Origin of the sequence: Pseudoalteromonas arctica A 37-1-2 (assembly GCF_000238395.3) — a bacterium.
GTDB classification, from domain to species: domain Bacteria; phylum Pseudomonadota; class Gammaproteobacteria; order Enterobacterales; family Alteromonadaceae; genus Pseudoalteromonas; species Pseudoalteromonas arctica.
Genome location: NZ_CP011025.1, coordinates 235,817 through 254,351, shown reverse-complemented (window position 1 = coordinate 254,351; position 18,535 = coordinate 235,817). Strand labels below are relative to the sequence as shown.

Annotated in this window: 18 protein-coding genes; 10 read left to right on the top strand and 8 right to left on the bottom strand. The window is 41.3% G+C overall.

The features are described from left to right. Window positions 1-15: 15 nt before the first annotated feature. Window positions 16-1,005 carry a zinc-dependent alcohol dehydrogenase family protein gene (locus PARC_RS01165; protein WP_010555017.1) on the bottom strand — a complete coding sequence of 330 codons (990 nt, stop codon included), beginning with the start codon at window positions 1,003-1,005 and terminating at the stop codon, window positions 16-18. A 124-nt stretch (window positions 1,006-1,129) separates the two neighbouring features. Here PARC_RS01165 and PARC_RS01160 point away from each other — a divergent pair, with 124 nt between their 5' ends. Both PARC_RS01160 and PARC_RS01155 read left to right on the top strand, forming a co-directional pair. Next, entirely contained in the window at window positions 1,130-2,026 is an 897-nt protein-coding gene (locus PARC_RS01160) for a LysR family transcriptional regulator (RefSeq protein ID WP_010555018.1), read from the top strand. Between the two features lie 159 nt (window positions 2,027-2,185). Continuing rightward, window positions 2,186-2,428, top strand: coding sequence for an HP1242/YdcH family protein (locus PARC_RS01155; RefSeq protein WP_007580070.1), 243 nt, complete (start codon window positions 2,186-2,188; stop codon window positions 2,426-2,428). A gap of 62 nt (window positions 2,429-2,490) precedes the next feature. On the opposite strand, the gene PARC_RS01150 is transcribed toward PARC_RS01155, so the two are convergent. Together PARC_RS01150 and PARC_RS01145 are read right to left on the bottom strand one after the other, a co-directional pair. Further along, entirely contained in the window at window positions 2,491-2,847 is a 357-nt protein-coding gene (locus tag PARC_RS01150; protein ID WP_007580068.1) for a putative quinol monooxygenase, read from the bottom strand. Then, window positions 2,847-3,677 (bottom strand): SDR family NAD(P)-dependent oxidoreductase, encoded by an 831-nt coding sequence (locus PARC_RS01145; RefSeq protein WP_010555019.1) that lies wholly within the window; start codon window positions 3,675-3,677, stop codon window positions 2,847-2,849. Before PARC_RS01145 ends, PARC_RS01150 begins: the two co-directional genes overlap by 1 nt. 267 nt (window positions 3,678-3,944) lie before the next feature. On the opposite strand from PARC_RS01145, the gene galE reads away from it, so the two are divergent. From galE to glpD, 7 genes are all read left to right on the top strand, one after another. Next, on the top strand, window positions 3,945-4,958 hold the full coding sequence (galE, locus tag PARC_RS01140; protein ID WP_010555020.1) for a UDP-glucose 4-epimerase GalE: 1,014 nt from the start codon (window positions 3,945-3,947) through the stop codon (window positions 4,956-4,958). Between the two features lies 1 nt (window position 4,959). Next, window positions 4,960-6,024: a UDP-glucose--hexose-1-phosphate uridylyltransferase gene (locus PARC_RS01135; RefSeq protein ID WP_010555021.1), complete on the top strand. Its 1,065-nt coding sequence runs from the start codon at window positions 4,960-4,962 to the stop codon at window positions 6,022-6,024. Continuing rightward, entirely contained in the window at window positions 6,014-7,162 is a 1,149-nt protein-coding gene (gene galK, locus PARC_RS01130) for a galactokinase (RefSeq protein ID WP_010555022.1), read from the top strand. Before PARC_RS01135 ends, galK begins: the two co-directional genes overlap by 11 nt. Before the next feature lie 19 nt (window positions 7,163-7,181). Beyond that, window positions 7,182-8,186, top strand: coding sequence for a Gfo/Idh/MocA family protein (locus tag PARC_RS01125; RefSeq protein ID WP_010555023.1), 1,005 nt, complete (start codon window positions 7,182-7,184; stop codon window positions 8,184-8,186). Window positions 8,187-8,215: 29 nt separating this feature from the next. Beyond that, on the top strand, window positions 8,216-9,538 hold the full coding sequence (locus PARC_RS01120) for an alpha/beta hydrolase family protein (RefSeq protein WP_010555024.1): 1,323 nt from the start codon (window positions 8,216-8,218) through the stop codon (window positions 9,536-9,538). Window positions 9,539-9,745: 207 nt separating this feature from the next. Then, window positions 9,746-11,242, top strand: a complete 1,497-nt coding sequence (gene glpK, locus PARC_RS01115) for a glycerol kinase GlpK (protein WP_033012413.1) — start codon at window positions 9,746-9,748, stop codon at window positions 11,240-11,242. A gap of 214 nt (window positions 11,243-11,456) precedes the next feature. Then, a complete protein-coding gene (gene glpD / locus PARC_RS01110) occupies window positions 11,457-12,962 on the top strand; it encodes a glycerol-3-phosphate dehydrogenase (protein ID WP_010555026.1) in 1,506 nt (501 codons plus the stop codon). 59 nt (window positions 12,963-13,021) lie between these two features. Here glpD and PARC_RS01105 read toward each other — a convergent pair whose 3' ends face one another. Next, window positions 13,022-13,972, bottom strand: a complete 951-nt coding sequence (locus PARC_RS01105) for a 2-dehydro-3-deoxygalactonokinase (protein ID WP_010555027.1) — start codon at window positions 13,970-13,972, stop codon at window positions 13,022-13,024. 3 nt (window positions 13,973-13,975) lie between these two features. After that, window positions 13,976-14,734, bottom strand: a complete 759-nt coding sequence (locus PARC_RS01100; protein WP_010555028.1) for an SDR family NAD(P)-dependent oxidoreductase — start codon at window positions 14,732-14,734, stop codon at window positions 13,976-13,978. Window positions 14,735-14,933: 199 nt separating this feature from the next. On the opposite strand from PARC_RS01100, the gene PARC_RS01095 reads away from it, so the two are divergent. Next, complete coding sequence (locus PARC_RS01095) at window positions 14,934-15,635, top strand: FadR/GntR family transcriptional regulator (protein ID WP_007580047.1); 702 nt, start codon at window positions 14,934-14,936, stop codon at window positions 15,633-15,635. A 417-nt stretch (window positions 15,636-16,052) separates the two neighbouring features. Here the strand turns inward: PARC_RS01095 and accC are convergent, their stop codons facing one another. The 3 genes from accC to aroQ are packed head-to-tail and all read right to left on the bottom strand — an operon-like array spanning window position 16,053 to window position 18,371. Next, complete coding sequence (accC, locus tag PARC_RS01090; RefSeq protein WP_007580045.1) at window positions 16,053-17,393, bottom strand: acetyl-CoA carboxylase biotin carboxylase subunit; 1,341 nt, start codon at window positions 17,391-17,393, stop codon at window positions 16,053-16,055. Window positions 17,394-17,419: 26 nt separating this feature from the next. After that, window positions 17,420-17,878 carry an acetyl-CoA carboxylase biotin carboxyl carrier protein gene (accB, locus tag PARC_RS01085; protein WP_007580042.1) on the bottom strand — a complete coding sequence of 153 codons (459 nt, stop codon included), beginning with the start codon at window positions 17,876-17,878 and terminating at the stop codon, window positions 17,420-17,422. Window positions 17,879-17,918: 40 nt separating this feature from the next. Then, window positions 17,919-18,371, bottom strand: coding sequence for a type II 3-dehydroquinate dehydratase (aroQ, locus tag PARC_RS01080; protein WP_010555029.1), 453 nt, complete (start codon window positions 18,369-18,371; stop codon window positions 17,919-17,921). Window positions 18,372-18,535 lie beyond the last annotated feature (164 nt).

Sequence of the window (18,535 nt, the reverse complement as noted above, 5' to 3'; positions counted from 1 at the left end):
GCCGGCCTTAATGCATTATTGTACGTTTATAACCACTTTACCCAGTGCTTGGCCACTTGCTAAGCGGTCATGCGCTTTAGCTGCGTCTTCTAAACTAAAGTCTTGCTCATCAAGTACTGGGCGCATACCGCCTGCTTCAACAATTTGCGCAAGTTTAGTAAGTTTGTCGCCGTGGTCTTGACGGTTAAAGTCATGGATCATTGGAATAAGCATAAAGATTACGTTTAACGATAACCCTTTAAAGTGTACTGGGCTTAAGTCTACTTCTAATAAAGAGAGCGTTGTAGATACCTGGGCATTTAGCTTTGCTGCTGCAAACGAGTTAGTAAGGTTACCGCCTCCTACCGTGTCAAACACCATATCAAAGCCCACATTGCTGGTATGTTTTTCAACGTATTGCTCTACAGTTTCGTCTTTAAAGTTAATGCCTGTAGCGCCAAAGCTTTCTATTAGTGCTAGTTGCTCTGCGTTACCGCCAGTTGAGTAAACATCAGCGCCAAAGTGCTTAGCTAGTTGTACTGCTAAATGGCCTACACCACCTGCGCCACCGTGCACTAACACTTTTTGACCTGCTTTTACATTTGCACGCGTTAAGCCTTCAAGTGCAGTAATACCTACAAGTGGAATAGCGGCTGCTTCTTTCATGGTTAAATTTTTAGGTTTGTGAGCAATTAAGCGCTTATCAGCAAGCATAAACTCAGCAAGTGCACCTGGTAAATCGCCTAGGCCACCAGCACAACCGTAAATTTCATCACCTACAGTAAACTCTGTTACACCGTCTCCCACAGCTTCAATAGTGCCCGCAAAGTCCATACCTAAAATGCCTGGTAACTTTGGAGCAAATGGTAAATCGGCACCCATTTGACGAATCATCATATCAATTGTATTTACGCTAGTTGCAGCAATGCGAACCAATACGTTACCTGCGGTTACTTGTGGTTTTGCAACCTCTGCTGCTACAAACTCTTCAGTGCCACCAAAATTATTAATTGTCATTGCTTTCATGAGTGTTGCCTCTATTAGCTGTTTATAGTTAATGTGTAATGAGGTTTCATTGTAGCTTTGCCTTTAATAAATGATAATAAGGCTAAATACACAATCTGTTTCAACATAATATTGAGAATCAAGTATGAATAATGACCATCTTGCTTTGTTTGTACGCATTGCTAATACATATAATATAAGCCTAGCAGGAAGAGAGCTTGATTTATCACCAGCAGTAGCGAGTGCATATATTAGTAAGCTTGAGGAGAACTTAGGAGTACGACTTATTCATCGTACTACGCGCAAGGTGTCGCTGACCGAAGAAGGCGAGGCATTTTTACCTCATGCACAAGAGGTGCTAGCAACATTAGAAACCGCACGCGCCTCGGTAGGTGCAGGAAGCTTAGTGCCGCAAGGTACATTACGTATCACTGCGCCTGCTTCTTTTGGACGAATGCATATAGTCCCTGCCTTAAAAAGCTTTATGCAAAAATACCCAGGGCTGACTATAGATTGCCGCTTTAGCGATACTATTGTTGATTTAGTAGAAGGCGGTTTTGATATTGCAATTCGCGATGCGGCACTTAAAGATTCAAACCTAATTGCTCGCAAACTGGCATCTGATAACCGTATTGTATGCGCATCGCCTGAGTATATAGCTAAAAACGGCTTGCCTAAAACACCGCAAGATTTAGTTAATCATCAAATTATTAACTTAGCCAGTATAGAGAGCTGGGGTTTTAAATCAGGTAAAGACACTCTTAATATTAAAACCAAAGGCGCACTTCGTTTTGATAACGGTGAAGCCGTTCGTGATGCGTGCGTACAAGGGTTAGGTATTACTATTAGTTCAAATTGGTGTAGCTATAAATATTTAGAAGATGGCAGCCTAGTAGAAGTGTTAAAAGACTTTCCGCTGGTAGCTAATGCCGATATTTGGGCTGTATATCCAAGCAATAGATTATTAGCCCCTAAGGTGCGTGCGTTTATCGATCATTTTATTGCCTACTTTGGTGAAGTCCCTTATTGGGAAAAGCAGTAACGGCTAAAAAGTAAAAACGGTTGTTTGTGCTACATCAAATTAGCGGCTCGATGGTTGAATTATATCTATGTAAGCCCCAGTGTATTATATGAAAGGCAGTAATTCACTTATACAACTCACTTACTTGTGAGCTCATTTATATCCTACTAAGGAGCGAATATGTTAGGCGAAGACCACTCATTAACAAATGACTTTCCAGAGTACTTAAAGACCATTGCCGAGTTAAATGAAAGCGATACTGAATTTGCAAAAAAAGCAGATAAGTACGACAAGCTAGATAAAGAGATTAGGGTATTAGAGCTCAAAGATGCGCCCATAAGCGATGAGCAAATGCATCAACTAAAACACGAACGTACAGAACTAAAAGATTGGCTATACGAACGCTTGCAGCAAGAGCAGTAATGCCACTAAAAAAAGAGCTCACTGATGAGGTGAGCTCTTTAGATCAACAATGGATATTTTCTCTAAAACTTTACAAAGCCACCCACAGGTTTCATAAATACACTGCTTGGGCCTGCAAAGGCTTGTGCAAACTCTTCTGATAATTGACTAAATACCGTTACTTTATCCATATCAACTACGCTTAAAAATAGTGGGCCACTTTCGCCCCAACCAGCAAGATGCGCTTTAGCAGCATCTTCATCTTGGTAACGCTCGTAAATATGTACACTGCGTTTGTCTTCACTTACTGTCCACTCATACATTAAAGTGCCCGCTTCACTTTTAGCCAAAGTAACTAATCGCGCCATTACCAGTAAAAACTCATCGTATTTACCTTCTTTAATTTGGCCTTGTACTGTCCAGGTAACATGATTTTTCATTATGCTTTGCCTAATTTAAGCTGTGCTAAAATACTGCCTAACGTATCTACTAGTTGTTGATTTTTAGCATTATCAAGTGCATCAACATGAGGAGGCGCAAAGCGTCCTGTATCGTTATCAAAATACAGGCCTGCGGCATCTTTAAATTCATCACTAAGCGCTGCGCGACAAAAAATATTTGCGCCAATTTTTAAATCCCCACCATCTATACCGTAAGCGTCTTTTACCATTTTACTTCCTAGTAACGATTTAGGGTTTACCGATACAACTAATGGCCCAGTATCTTTAAGCTCAAGCCCTAAATGACGCGACCACATAGTAATAGCCAATTTACTTTGTGCATAAGCCGCACTATCAGAAAGTTCAGTGTTACCTATAAGTGCATTTAAGTTAACGCTTGATTGCGCAGCTGATGACACATTAACCACTCGCGAATCATGACCAAGAACAGGTAACAATAGTTTTGTAAGAAGATATGGCGCAATCGTGTTTACAACAAAGCGAGCATCAAGGCCGTCAATTGTTGTAGCATCAACTAATTGATAAACGCCTGCATTATTAATAAGTACGTCAAGCTGGTTATTATTTTCGGCCAAATCGGCTAATACATTTTGTGCCAAAGTTTGAACTTGGCTCATATCGCTTAAATCAGCAATATAAGTATGTGTACTTGCATTTGGGTATTGCTCGGTTAAAGCTACTTGTAGCGCATTTAGCTTTGCTTGGCTGCGGCCATGTAATAATACGGTGTGACCTTGTGCTAATAACATCTTTGCAGTTTCTAGCCCAATGCCATCGGTAGCACCGGTAAGTAAAATTGTTTTGTTCATGTTGATCTCTCCTTACTTTATTTTCGCTATATTAGCACCCCGACTTACTGCTGATAATTAGGCCAATAGTTGAATCAGTTTATAGAATTAATTGATAAAGCTAAGCCTATGTTAGTTAATATAAAAGCATTCCTTTAAAAGGCAGGTAAGTGTTTAAGCTGAATGTTTTTTATGCTTTTATTTGAATTACCCAGCAATCATAACTATTGTTTTTAAACCCCCTTAATAGTAGTATTTATCATATAAATACACTTTTCGAGAAATAACATGAAAGTTTTAGTTACTGGCGGCATGGGTTACATAGGTAGCCACACATGTATTGCATTGCATGAAGCAGGTATTACGCCTGTTATTTATGATAACTTGTCTAATGCAAGTGCGCGGGTACTTGACCAACTCGAAAAGATTACAGGTACTCGGTTTGAGTTTATTTTGGGTGACATTCAAGACGAGCAACAATTTAAACTCGCCCTAAAACATACTAAAGCCGAAGCTGTTTTTCACTTTGCGGCTTTAAAAGCCGTTGGCGAATCTACCGAGCAACCGCTGCGTTATTATCAAAATAATGTGTCGGGCACATTAAGCATGCTACAAAACATGCAAGATGAAGGCGTTAACCATATTATATTTAGCTCATCGGCTACTGTGTACGGCGAGCCAGACTACCTCCCTATTGACGAAAAGCATCCTATACGCGCAACTAACCCTTATGGTTGGACTAAAGTCATGGTTGAACAAGCCATGCAAGACGTATGTAATGCCAACAGTCAATTTATGGGTATTGCGCTTCGTTACTTTAACCCAGTAGGTGCACACCCAAGTGGTTTATTAGGTGAAAGCCCTAATGGTATTCCTAATAACTTAATGCCATTTATTGCTCAAACTGCAGTAGGCAAACGCGACGTGGTTAATATTTTTGGTGACGACTACGACACCGAAGATGGCACAGGCGTGCGCGACTATATTCATGTTTTAGATTTAGCGAAAGGTCATGTTGCGGCATTTATGCAACATAAAACAGATACCGCCTTCCATGCTTACAACCTAGGCACAGGGCAAGGTTATTCTGTGCTTGATATGATCAAAGCATTTAGCGCATCAGCCAATAAAGATATTCCGTATAAGATTGCACCACGCCGTGCAGGTGATATTGCCTGTAACTACGCCGATGCCACGAAAGCGCAAAACACACTTAACTGGCACGCAGAACTAACACTTAGCGACATGACAAACGACACATGGCGCTGGCAAACTAATTACCCAAGTGGGTTGGAGAGTTAATATGGCTTTATTAGAAAGTACTCACAGACGTAAAAATCCGCTAACGGGTCGTTGGGTATTAGTGTCACCACATCGTAATAACCGCCCATGGTTAGGCGCAACAGAAGCCGTTAACGAAAACGTATTACCAAAACACGATGACAGCTGCCCACTTTGCCCAAGTAATACCCGTGCAAATGGCGACAGTAACCCTGATTACAAATACACACACGTATTTAGAAATGACTTTGGCGCATTAACGCCTAATGCCAGCGAGCAATTACAAAGCTTAGAGTCAGACAGCGATTTATTTATTGCCGACGAAGCCAGTGGCGAATGCCGCGTAATTTGTTTTTCTCCAGAGCATAATAAAACACTACCAGAGCTTAGCCAAAACGCATTGCACGAAGTAGTAAAAACCTGGAAACAAAATTATACAGAGCTTGCACAGCAGTACGAATGTGTACAAGTTTTTGAAAATAAAGGCGAGATCATGGGTTGTTCGCAACCTCATCCTCACGGCCAAGTATGGGCTCACTCGCATTTATCAACCGAAATAGAAGCCGAAGATAACCAGCAGCTTGCCTATTATAAAAAGCATGGCACAGCCATGCTTGCCGATTACGCGCAAAAAGAGCAAGCAGATCAAACACGTGTTGTATTTGAAAACGAACATTGGCTTGTTGTTGTGCCATTTTGGGCAGCGTGGCCGTTTGAAACAATGCTAGTAACTAAAGATAACATTCAAAACTTTAGCCAGCTAAACGATGCGCAAACCGACTCTTTGGCTCAGGCACTTAAAGTATTAACCACTAAGTACGACAACGTATTTAATTGCAGCTTCCCATACTCAATGGGATGGCACAATGCACCTGCTAATAGAAGCTCTGATGAGCAACATTGGCGTTTGCATGCACACTTTTATCCGCCGCTACTTCGCTCTGCTACTGTTAAAAAACACATGGTAGGCTACGAAATGCTAGGCGAAAGCCAACGCGATTTAAGCGCAGAAACCGCTGCTTCTATTTTAAAAGCAGCCAGTACAACACACTATAAAGATACAGCAGGACACACAGATGAAGCTTAACGAATTCCAACAACAATTTTTGTCACTGTATGGCGCGCCTGCTCAAGGTATTGCTGCAGCACCGGGGCGTGTAAACCTCATTGGCGAATTTACCGACTACAACGACGGTTTTGTTTTACCGTGTTCGTTAGAGTTTCGTACCCAAGTAATGTTTAAAGAGCGCGACGACAATATTATTACTGTGCATTCTTTAAATTACCCAGGCGAAAAAGACAGCTTTAGTGTTGATGAAGAAATCACTGAAGGCCAGTCGCAATGGGGTAACTACATTCGTGCTGTGACTTATGTTCTTAAAAGAGCGGGCTACACACTGCGTGGCGCCGACCTACTAATTGACAGCAACTTACCGCAAGGTAGTGGCTTGTCATCATCGGCAGCACTAGAAGTTGCTGTAGGCGGTATGTTTAACCATATTGCACAGCTTGGTTTACCGCCAGAGCAAATTGCGCTATTTGGTCAAGAAGCCGAAAATGACTTTATGCATTGCCAATGCGGCATTATGGATCAGCTTATTTCAGCTAAAGGCGAGAACGGTCATGCACTATTAATCGACTGTGAAAACTTAGCAACCAAATCAGTTAAAGTTCCTGATGATTTAAATATTGTTATTGTTAACTCTAACTACCCGCGTAAGTTGGTTGATAGCGAATACAACCAGCGCCGTATTGACTGCGAACAAGCTGCTGTAAAAATGGGTGTAGAAACACTTCGCCAAGCAACCATGACTGGCCTGCAAGCAGTAAAAGCGACATTAAGCGAAAACGAATATAAACGTGCACACCACGTAATTAGCGAAAACGACCGTGTAATTGCAGCAACTACTGCACTACAAAATAACGATATGGATGCACTTCGTACGCTAATGGCTGCATCGCACCAATCACTTAAACACGATTTTGAAGTAACCGTACCTGCAACCGATGGCCTAGTAGAAATTTGTAAAGAAGCGATGGGCGATCGCGGCGCAGTACGTATGACGGGTGGCGGCTTTGGTGGTGCTATTGTATGTTTGTGTCGCGATGCGGAAGTACCTCTTATTAAAGCTGCGGTAGAAAAGCATTACTTTGAGCGCTTTAGCTTAAATGCTGATATTTACGTATGCTCAGCGGGTTCAGGATTACAAATTACGTCTTTTTAAATAAACTTAAGGAATAAGCATGGCAAAGGTTAATTGGGGAATTATTGGGTGTGGCAATATAGCTCACACCTTTGCTAAAAGCATTGCGCATTGCAGTGATGCACAGCTTATTGGCGCTGCATCAACGAGCATGCAGCGCGCTAAAGAATTTGCCACACCATACAATATTCAAGGCTATGAGAGCTATCAAGCTCTTATGCAATGCCCAAATATAGATGCCGTATATATTGCCAATACCCACGATCAACACTTTAAAACTATCGCCCAATGCTTAAAACACAATAAGCACGTGCTAAGCGAAAAACCGATTACCGTTAATGCTGAGCAGTTACAAAGCCTCACTAAGCTTGCCAAGCAACAAAACTGCTTTTTAATGGAAGGTGTTTGGATGCGGTTTTTACCAGCTATAGTAAAATTACAACAGCTCCTAAGTGAAGGTGTTATTGGTAATGTGCACAGTGTTAATGCCAACTTTAGTTTACCTGGCAGCTTTGCCGACACTCACCGATTAATGAACCCTGTAACAGCGGGTGGTGCCCTGCTCGATTTAGGTATTTACCCTATTTCGATTGCTGATGTGGTATTTAATAAAGCCCCTGAACATATCAAATCCTTTGTACATAAAAGCACAACCGGCGTTGATGAGCGAAGCACTGCTATAGTTGATTACGGTAACGGGCAATTTGCATCTCTTGCCAGCGCACTGCAGCAAAATGGCCCAACAGAAGCATGTATTAATGGTGAGCTTGGCTATATTCGAATACCTCAGTTTGTAGGTGCAAAAACGCTAGAGCTACACATAAACGACCAAGACCCTCAGTACTTTAAATACGATTTTAGCGACGATGAAAATTTTAAGTTTGAAATTGCACATGTCACGCAGTGTATATTACAAAAACAAACCCAAAGCAGCGTATTACCACTGGGTACTAGCTTAAGAGTTATGAACATAATGGATACCTTACGAGCACAATGGCAGTTGCAATATAGCAATGCCGTCGAGTCGGCTGAACTGACTAATTAAAAAATAAAAATACACAACAAGGACACACAATGACACACACACTCAAGGCGCTTTCAAAAGCCATACTACTTGCTACGTGCAGTTTATCTGCCAGTGTAGCTGTTGCTGAATCTAATAAACCAGAGCAGCTATATCCGCCAATCACTAGCGAAGTACTTCCAGAACTTGCGGCAAAAGGTAATTACAATGTGGGTGTGCAAACACTTGATTTAGTTAACCCTGCGCAATTTGACCCCGCTACACAAGGCCAAAAAGATCGTTCTTTAAAAGTAGAGGTGTGGTATCCGGCTGTAAACACAGCAAAAGCGCCACTTACCAGCTACACAGATGAAACTCGCTCAGGTAAAGAGTTTACTCTGCAAGCCGATGCAATGCGTGATGTCGCCATTAATAATAAAGAGCACTACCCTGTGATAGTGCTTTCGCACGGTTATACCGGTTACCGTACAATTATGTACTACTTAGGCGAGCACTTAGCGTCGCACGGCTACATTGTTGCAGCGATTGATCATACTGATTCAACTAACGCAGATGTTGATTTTAAAAATGCGCCGTTCTCTGGCTTTTTCAGTACGCTTATAAATCGCTCACGCGATCAGCAGTTTGTTATTAATTACTTTAACGAACAAAACAACTTTGCAAGTAAGCAAGTAGATAACAAAAGCGCAGGTGTAATTGGTTACTCAATGGGTGGCTATGGCGCTGTAAATACGATAGGTGGTTGTTACGCTTTTAATGAGCAAACAACGGCTATGTTTACGGGTATGAAAGACCCTGCTCAAATTAAACAAGTACAGCAATTACTAAACAGCTGCGCTGGTGGGCAATACCAAAACCCAAAAGTAGACCCACGTATAAAAGCGATGGTAGCCTTTGCACCATGGGGCGGACAGCACGCTATATTTGATGCCAAAGCAATGGAAAATATTAAAGTACCTTCGCTTTATATAGCCGGTAACTTAGATGACATTTCAGGCTACAAAGGCATTAAAAGTCTTTATGAACAAACAGGCAGCAAAGATAAGTACATGCTTACTTACAAAAATGCACGCCATAATATTGCACCACACCCAGCCCCTGCTATTGCACAAAGCAGCAGTGAGCTAGATATAGGCCATTACTACGAGCCTTCGTGGTCTATGCGTACACTAAACGAAATCAACAAACACTTTGTACTTGCCATGATGGATTGCCACGTAAAAGGCATAGCCAGCGAGTGTAAATATTTAGATTTACCACAAAACGGCGACCAAGCTGTTGTTGATGGTAAGCCGCTGCCACAGTGGCGCGGGTTTGATAATCGCTTTTCTACCGGTATGGATTGGCAACAAGCTAAACCTCACACCAAGTAATAATAAACTTTAAGCGGCTGTTTTAATCAATAGCCGCGTACGCCCTTAAAATAATGCAAAAATAAAACGCCTTTTATATAAAAGAGTTACCAGAAAATATTAGCGTGTTTATTTTTTAATCTGCTATTTTAAGAAAAAACCATTGCCATTAACTTCGGTTAAAGGCAATCTAGTCATATATAAGATAAGATAAATAACACAAATATCATGTCCAAATACATACTCTCAATTGATCAAGGAACCACAAGCTCTCGGGCCATCTTGTTTACAAAAGATGCAGACGTTTTTGGTACAGCACAACAAGAATTTTCGCAGCATTTTCCACAAAATGGTTGGGTAGAACACGACCCTAACGATATTTGGCAAACAGTGCTTAGCACTAGTCGCGAAGTGTTAACTAAAAACGATGTAAAGCCTGAAGAAATTATTGCCATTGGCATCACCAACCAACGCGAAACCACTTTGGTGTGGGACAAAAAAACAGGCAAAACAATTTATAACGCTATTGTATGGCAAGACCGTCGCACCAGTGACTATTGCGAAAGCCTAACAACTGATGAGCTTTGCCAAACGATAAGCGATAAAACAGGCTTATTGCTCGACCCTTATTTTTCGGCCACTAAAATTCGTTGGATTTTAGATAACGTTGAAGGCGCACGCGAACAAGCCCTTGCAGGTGAGCTCGCCTTCGGTACGGTTGACACTTACCTACTTTGGCAGCTAACAGGCGGCAAAGAGCACCGCACCGATGCAACCAATGCATCGCGCACCATGTTATTTAATATTCATACCCAGCAGTGGGATCAAGAGCTTTTAGAGTTATTCGATATCCCAGAATCTATGTTGCCAGAGGTAATGGATTCAGCTGACGAGTTTGGTTCAACCAGCGCTGATATTTTTGGCGCGCCAATTCGTGTTTGTGGTATTGCAGGCGATCAGCAAGCTGCGCTTGTTGGCCACGCATGTTTTGAACAAGGCATGGCTAAAAGTACTTACGGTACTGGCTGTTTTTTAATGCTTAACACTGGCGAAAAAGCACTGACCTCAGAAAACCGCTTACTGACCACTGTTGCTTATAGATTAAACGGCAAGCCAACTTACGCCATTGAAGGCAGTATATTTATGGCTGGCGCAACTATGCAGTGGATTGTTGAAGGCTTAAAACTACTTAGCCATGCTGGCGAAAGTGAATCGATGGTTAAAGATGTACCGCTCGATCATGGTGTATTTTTAGTGCCTTCGTTTACGGGTTTAGGTGCTCCTTATTGGGACCCTAATGCACGTGGCGCTATTTTAGGGCTAACACGCGATTCGGGTATTAGCACCATAGTTGCCGCAGCGCTGCAATCAGTTGGTTACCAGACCAAAGATTTACAAAAAGCGATGGAGCGTGATGGTCTTCGCCCAAGTGTGCTTCGTGTAGATGGCGGTATGGTAAAAAATAATTGGGTTATGACCTTTTTATCAAACATTTTAGGCGCAACAGTTGAGCGCCCAACTGTGACCGAAACCACTTCTTTAGGCGTAGCATATTTAGCTGGCTTACAAACAGGTGTGTACGAGTCGACTGAGCAGTTATCTAAAATGTGGACATGCGACCGTCGTTTTGAGCCAACCATGAGTGCCGACGAACGTAACGATCTATACGCAAAATGGCAGCACTGCGTAGCTCAAGTATGCTTAACGAATAAAAACTGCCCATAGTAAATACTAAGTGGTTAAGGCTAATACTTTAACCACTTTGCTTTTTTAACTTAGCTAAATGCTAGATTTAAAAAGCATCCTTTACTGCTTTAAATTGAAAATGGATTGGCATCAAAATTAACGAATAAAAATCTGGGTTTTCTATTGTCAAATGAAAACAGCAGCTTTATGATGCTTATGTCTTATTTATATTACAAATAAAAAGGTTAGCTCGGTGGAATTAGCAGATAACGAATATGACTTACTAGTCATCGGTGGCGGTGTAAACGGCACTGGAATAGCAGCTGATGCAGCAGGCAGAGGATTAAAAGTACTCTTGTGCGAACAATCAGACCTTGCCTGTGCAACATCTTCAAACAGTTCTAAGCTGATCCACGGTGGTCTGCGCTACCTTGAGCATTACGAATTTAGATTAGTAAAAGAAGCCCTAGCAGAGCGAGAAGTGCTACTTAAGAACGCACCTCACATTATGTGGCCACTAACCTTTAGATTGCCGCATCAAAAGCATTTACGCCCTGCGTGGATGATTCGCATTGGTTTGTTTATGTATGACAACCTAGCGAAACGCGAAACACTTGCGGGTTCTCGAAGCATTAAATTTGGTGAAAATAGCGTTTTAGAACCCTCTATTACCAAAGGGTTTGAATACTCTGATGGCTGGGTTGACGATTCTCGCTTAGTCGTTTTAAACGCCCTTGCAGCGCAGGAAAAAGGCGCCGTTATTACCACACAAACTAAGTGTGTAAATGCTAAACGTGAGCAAGGTAAATGGCAGGTAACGCTTGAGCAGCAAAAGAGTAAAGCTAAATACACCATTTCTACCAAAGGCATTGTTAATGCTGCGGGTCCTTGGGTAGCTAAATTATTTGATGAAGCCCTAACAGAAAAATCACCACAAAATATTCGCCTTGTAAAAGGTAGTCACATTGTAGTGCCTCGCATTCACGATGAGAAACAAGCTTATATTTTACAAAATAAAGATCAGCGTATTGTGTTTGTTATTCCGTTTGAAGATGACTTCTCACTTATTGGCACAACCGATGTAGAACACAAAGGTGAAGCACAAGACGTTAAAATTAGTGATGAAGAAATTGATTACTTAATTGATATCACTAATACCTACTTTAAACAACCGATTAAACGCGAAGACATAGTACATACCTTTTCAGGTGTACGCCCATTACTTGATGACGAATCAGTTAATGCACAAGCCGTTACTCGCGATTATAAATTAGAGCTTTCGAGTGATGCTAAGCAAACACCTCTACTGAGTGTGTTTGGTGGAAAAATTACAACTTATCGCAAACTTGCCGAAGCTGCGGTTAATAAGCTTGAAGACTTTTACCCACAAATGAGCAAAGCGTGGACCAAGCATAGTCCGCTCCCTGGTGGTGATTTTAGCTCTGTAGAAGCACTTAAATCAGAGCTAAAAGCAAAATACGAATGGCTACCTGAAATAACACTTAAACGCTTTGTACGCACTTATGGTACTCGTGCTAAACATATTTTAGGTAGTGCAACTGGGTTGAGTGATTTAGGCCAAGATTTTGGCCATGGTTTATTTGCAGCAGAAGTAGATTACTTGCTAAATGAAGAGTGGGCAGAAAACGCATACAATATTTTATGGCGCCGCAGCAAATTAGGACTACGTTTTAATGAGGCACAAGTTGCTGCGCTCAATGATTACATTGAGCATAACCAAGCAGCTAAAAGCGCTTAACTATTAAGTTATAATAGCTTCCTGTTAACCCCTTTATAATTTAATTTTTATAGAGGGGTTTATTTTTTTGACTCTAAATTAAATAAGTAATTAAAGCCGCTTAGCGTGGCTGTTTTAATATCAAACTCAACACAATTAACACCAATTTGTTTAAGCGCTGTGGTAAAACACTTATTAAGCTGCTTTGTGCCAATCACCACAACTTGTGTATCACTCAATAATTGCCATTCGCTAGCATGGCGAGCTGCTCGTACATCACTGCCAATTAATACACCCGACAAATAGGCTTTAGCTTGTACTGGCGTTAACTCCTTTGAAAGCTGGCGTGTACGCACACTAAAAATACCATGTGCCAAGTTACCGCTATCACTACCTAAAGTTAGCTCACAGCCTTGCTCAAATGCTTTAAAATCAAAATCACCTTCTGCGCAGTCGTTAGGAATTAAAACACTTTGATGACATAACAAATCATATAACTCGCCGGTCATGGCTGTTTTAAAGCAAATGATTTCGCCGTTGTTTATAAGCACCCATTTAGTATGTGTACCAGGTAAACATAATAATATTTTACCTTGTTGATACTGTGGATTTTGCTTTAAAAACCCTAAAATTTGCAGCTCTTCGCCGCGCATTACATCAAACAAGCCGTTTTGCAGCGTACACTTTGTGCCAGGTAACGCTTTAATAATATGCCCATCGCAATCAAAGCTAACCGCAGCATTAAGTAGCCCTTCGGGATTAATTGGGCATTCTAAATAAGGCGTTTCGTGCCAGCCGATGCTTGAGGTAATTTGTCCTGCAATATATATAGGTAAACTGCCATATTCTTGCTTCCACACTGCAATGGTGTCGATTAGGGTTTGCTCAAAATTTTGATTCGCCTTAACAACGCCAGGGCCATCACGTTGTGCTAATAATTTAAGTGTTGATTGCGCTTGTACTTCGCACAAATAAGCACGTAAATGGCTCGTGCCCCAGTCAACAGCAATAAAAAGAGATGAATTAGCCAAGCTTTAAAGCCTCCCACCGTCGATTTTAATACTCTGCCCGGTGATCATACTGCTTTCATCGGCGGCTAAAAAGAGTGCCAAATTAGCAACATCTTCAGGGGTTACTAATTTTTTAAGCGCCATGGCTTCCATCCACTTAACTTGCTCTTCTTCGGTAAACCAGCTTGCTAGTTGACGGTCGGTAGCCACCCACCCTGGCAAAATAGCGTTAACGCGAATACCAAACTCGCCGTAATCGCGAGCCAATGCCTTAGTCATACCAATTAGCCCTGCTTTTGCGGTTACATAGCCTGCCATTTGTGGCTGGCCCATAATCGCGTTAATAGAGCTAAAATTAATGATACTGCCGGCTCCATCGCCTTTCATAAAAGACATAGCAACTTGAGAGGCAAAAAATGCAGGGTTTAAGTTTATTTGTAAGCACTGATCCCAGTCTTGCACTGTAACGTCTTCGCTCGCTTGGCGGCGGTCGTTCGCTACATTATTAACTAATATATTAATGGCACCAAAAGCGGCGCATGCATCCACAAGTGATTGCTGAAGTGCATGAGAGTCAGTTACATCAACTTGCCTATACCATAGTTTGGCATTGGGTAAATCACGAATAAGCGATTGCGCTGCCTTATCATCAATATCTATAAATGCTACTTTTGCATTTTGGTTTACAAAGGATTTAACCATTGCTCTACCAATGCCTGATGCACCGCCTGTAATAAAAATAACTTTACCAGAAAGACTATGATATTGAGCTAGGGTGTTCAAATTCAACTCTCCATACAGCGCATTTTCAATTTTATTTAAACTCTTTATAAACTTACATTTACAGTATAAAGAGCCAAACTAAGTTGTTATTGCTGTGTTAAAATATTTAGCTAATTAAAAGTTTATATCATATCCTTGAGTACATTAATATGATATATGATATATAATAAAGCAATATATCAACTCGGAATCCTGCGCAATGAAAAGCCAACCCCGTCAAAATTTAACACAACAATTAACCCACGATTTGGGTTTTGCTATTGTGCGTGGTGTTTACCCTGTAAGCGAAGGCCTGCCTTCTGAAGCCGATTTATGTATAAAGTATGATGTAAGTCGCAGCGCTACCCGCGAAGCGGTAAAAATGCTCTCTGCTAAAGGATTAATTTCTTCTCGTCCTAAGCAAGGTATTCGTGTATTACCTGAAAGCAGCTGGAACATGTTTGACACCGACGTACTACGTTGGATTTTAAGCAGCAAGCCATCACTTTCATTATTAAAAGAATTTACTCAAGTACGCGTTGCCCTTGAACCACAAGCAGCCGCTCTTGCTGCACTAAATGCAACTGCTGAACAACTCGCTGAAATTGATAACGCCTTAGCCCGTATGGCTGAAGCAGACGAAGGCTTGGACGATCCACTCGAAGCTGACATTGCTTTTCATACCAGTATATTAGTTGCCAGTAACAATCGCTTTTTTGTGCAGTTAACTGAGTTTATTAGTACTGCCCTTAGAGTAAGTATTCGTTATACAAACCACATTAAAGGTGTACCGGGCGCAGACGTTGCTAAGCACGCTGATATTTTAGAGACCATAAAGTCACGCGATCCTGAACGCGCTAAAAAAGCAGTAGAAACAATTTTAGAAGAAGCACTACAGTTAATTGAATCTAAATTAGTGTAATGTTATTTCAACATATTGTATAAATATTGAGTCCATCGAATTTACTCTTTGCAGTATATTTTATGGACTTTTTTATTGCCTATAAGGCTTAATACCAATCCGCAATAATACTTAATCATTTTGCGGGGCTAAACGTGTCGCTACCTGCGTTAAAAAATTCTCATTTACGACTGCATGGATGCAGAAGGTAGAGCAATGCAGGAGCAATTGCCGAGAACAACTAAATAGCGAATTTTTTGCCTAGCTACCAACACGTTTTTCCGCCCTCAAAATAGATCATTTAATTAAGCGAACTGGTATAAATTACAGGCATTAAAAAATCCGATATCAGTCTCCTGATATCGGATTTTTAATTATTTAAATCAGCTTAATAACTCTGGTTACTAACTGAGATAAAACGCCTTTTACAGGCTAGAATTACAATCCTAATTTCTTCTCAAGATAGTGGATGTTAGTACCACCATTTTGGAAGTTTTCATCTGCAAGAATTCTCTTATGCAAAGGAGTATTAGTTTTAATTCCGTCAATTACTAGCTCGTTAAGTGCATTGCGCGCGCGCGCAATAGCTACATCACGGTTTTCACCGTAAGTAATTAACTTACCAATCATTGAATCGTAATGTGGTGGAACCGTGTAGTCAGCGTAAATATGGCTGTCCCAACGAATACCTAAACCACCTGCTGGATGGAAACGTGTAATTTTACCCGGTGACGGGATAAACGTTTCAGGATCTTCAGCATTAATACGACACTCAATAGCATGACCACGAATAACAACGTCGTCTTGAGTGAATGATAACGGTTGACCCGCTGCAATTTTTAACTGCTCTTTCACTAAATCGATACCAGTAACCATTTCAGTTACAGGGTGTTCAACCTGAATACGTGTATTCATTTCGATGAAGTAAAACTCGCCGTTTTCGTATAAAAACTCAAACGTACCTGCACCGCGGTATCCAATTTCGATACATGCACGTGTACAGCGCTCGCCAATGAATTTACGCGTTTCAGCAGTAATTCCTGGTGCTGGAGCTTCTTCAACTACTTTTTGGTGACGACGTTGCATAGAACAATCACGTTCACCTAAATGTACTGCATTACCTTGGCCGTCTGCTAATACTTGAACTTCGATATGGCGTGGGTTTTCAAGGAATTTTTCCATGTAAACCATGCTATTACCAAAGAATTGCTTAGCTTCTTGCTGTGTTAATGCAATTGAATCAATAAGTTCAGATTCGCTGCGAACAACACGCATACCACGACCACCACCGCCACCAGCGGCTTTGATGATTACCGGGTAACCGATACGCTTAGCGATTTGCATGTTGCGTTCTTTATCATCTGATACCGGGCCGTCAGAGCCAGGAACACATGGAACGCCGGCTTTACGCATTGCTGCAATAGCAGACACTTTATCACCCATAAGGCGAATAGTGTCGCCACGAGGACCGATAAATACAAAACCACTTTGCTCAACTTGGTCGGCAAAATCAGCATTTTCTGCAAGGAAACCGTAACCAGGATGAATCGCTACAGCGTCAGTTATTTCAGCCGCAGCAATAATGCGCGGAATATCTAAATAACTTTCAGTTGCTGATGGTCTACCAATACAGATGGTTTCATCTGCAAGCAATACATGCTTAAGATCGCGATCTGCCGTTGAATGCACAGCAACCGTTTTGATCCCAAGCTCTTTGCAGGCGCGCAATATACGAAGTGCAATTTCACCTCGGTTTGCAATGACTACTTTATCTAACATTAGAGTTGGCCTTTTAGGTTACGCTATTATTCAATGATGAATAGAGGTTGATCAAATTCTATTGGCTCGCCATTTTCAGCTAAGATAGCTCTTACTGTACCGGCTTTATCTGATTCAATTTGGTTCATCATTTTCATAGCTTCGATAATACAAAGTGTATCGCCAACTTTAACTTGCTGACCAACTTCTACATATGCTGGAGCTTCAGGAGACGCAGCAGAGTAAAAAGAACCAACCATTGGTGATTTAACTTGATGACCCGTAGGCTCAGCTGGCGCTGCTGCTTCAACAGCTACAGGAGCCGCTGCAACTGGTGCTGCTGGCGCTGGTGCATATTGCTGTGGAGCAAATTGCGGGTAACCTGGGCCTGCACTCATGTTGTTACGGTTAATACGTACTGATTCTTCACCTTCAGTGATTTCTAGCTCAGCAATACCTGATTCTTCTACTAATTCGATAAGCTTCTTTATCTTGCGAATATCCATTACACGACCCGCCTGTAAGTTGTTTGTGTGTTAATTTAAATTAAATTGCGCTTTGCAACCGGTTAACAGCGGCGTTTAATGCTGCCTGATAACCCATTGCGCCTAATCCACATATCACGCCTTGTGCCACATCAGAAAAATACGAATGATGACGAAAGGCTTCACGTGCGTGCACATTACTTAAGTGCACCTCAAAAAACGGAATATCAACACTCAACAGTGCATCACGTAATGCGACGCTAGTATGCGTAAATGCAGCTGGGTTGATAATTATGTAATCAACCGCTTGCCAAGCATCGTGAATTCGTTCGATGAGTGCTTGCTCACTATTACTTTGAAAATGCGTTAACTCAACATCTAGACTATTAGCAGCACTGGTTAGCTCCTCCATAATCTCACTCAGCGTCTGAAAACCGTATTTATCCGGTTCACGTTTACCAAGCATGTTTAAATTTGGACCATTTATAACTAAAAGGTTAAATTTTGCAGCCATAATACGCGATATATCCTATAAGTAATGAGTTAAGCGGTTACTAACTAGTTTTTCACTTTTAAGTAAGCAGAAAAAGCAATGTAGCAACAATTTCTCACGTTAACCAACTATTATAGTGATTTCGACGTAAATAGCAGCAAAATACTGGTCTTATCAGTGTCGTG

Excerpts from the sequence above, each read along its gene's own strand:
- PARC_RS01165 (WP_010555017.1), bottom strand. The coding sequence starts at position 1,005 with ATGAAAGCAATGACAATTAATAATTTTGGTGGCACTGAAGAGTTTGTA.
- PARC_RS01160 (WP_010555018.1), top strand. The coding sequence starts at position 1,130 with ATGAATAATGACCATCTTGCTTTGTTTGTACGCATTGCTAATACATAT.
- PARC_RS01155 (WP_007580070.1), top strand. The coding sequence starts at position 2,186 with ATGTTAGGCGAAGACCACTCATTAACAAATGACTTTCCAGAGTACTTA.
- PARC_RS01150 (WP_007580068.1), bottom strand. The coding sequence starts at position 2,847 with ATGAAAAATCATGTTACCTGGACAGTACAAGGCCAAATTAAAGAAGGT.
- PARC_RS01145 (WP_010555019.1), bottom strand. The coding sequence starts at position 3,677 with ATGAACAAAACAATTTTACTTACCGGTGCTACCGATGGCATTGGGCTA.
- galE (WP_010555020.1), top strand. The coding sequence starts at position 3,945 with ATGAAAGTTTTAGTTACTGGCGGCATGGGTTACATAGGTAGCCACACA.
- PARC_RS01135 (WP_010555021.1), top strand. The coding sequence starts at position 4,960 with ATGGCTTTATTAGAAAGTACTCACAGACGTAAAAATCCGCTAACGGGT.
- galK (WP_010555022.1), top strand. The coding sequence starts at position 6,014 with ATGAAGCTTAACGAATTCCAACAACAATTTTTGTCACTGTATGGCGCG.
- PARC_RS01125 (WP_010555023.1), top strand. The coding sequence starts at position 7,182 with ATGGCAAAGGTTAATTGGGGAATTATTGGGTGTGGCAATATAGCTCAC.
- PARC_RS01120 (WP_010555024.1), top strand. The coding sequence starts at position 8,216 with ATGACACACACACTCAAGGCGCTTTCAAAAGCCATACTACTTGCTACG.
- glpK (WP_033012413.1), top strand. The coding sequence starts at position 9,746 with ATGTCCAAATACATACTCTCAATTGATCAAGGAACCACAAGCTCTCGG.
- PARC_RS01095 (WP_007580047.1), top strand. The coding sequence starts at position 14,934 with ATGAAAAGCCAACCCCGTCAAAATTTAACACAACAATTAACCCACGAT.
- accC (WP_007580045.1), bottom strand. The coding sequence starts at position 17,393 with ATGTTAGATAAAGTAGTCATTGCAAACCGAGGTGAAATTGCACTTCGT.
- accB (WP_007580042.1), bottom strand. The coding sequence starts at position 17,878 with ATGGATATTCGCAAGATAAAGAAGCTTATCGAATTAGTAGAAGAATCA.
- aroQ (WP_010555029.1), bottom strand. The coding sequence starts at position 18,371 with ATGGCTGCAAAATTTAACCTTTTAGTTATAAATGGTCCAAATTTAAAC.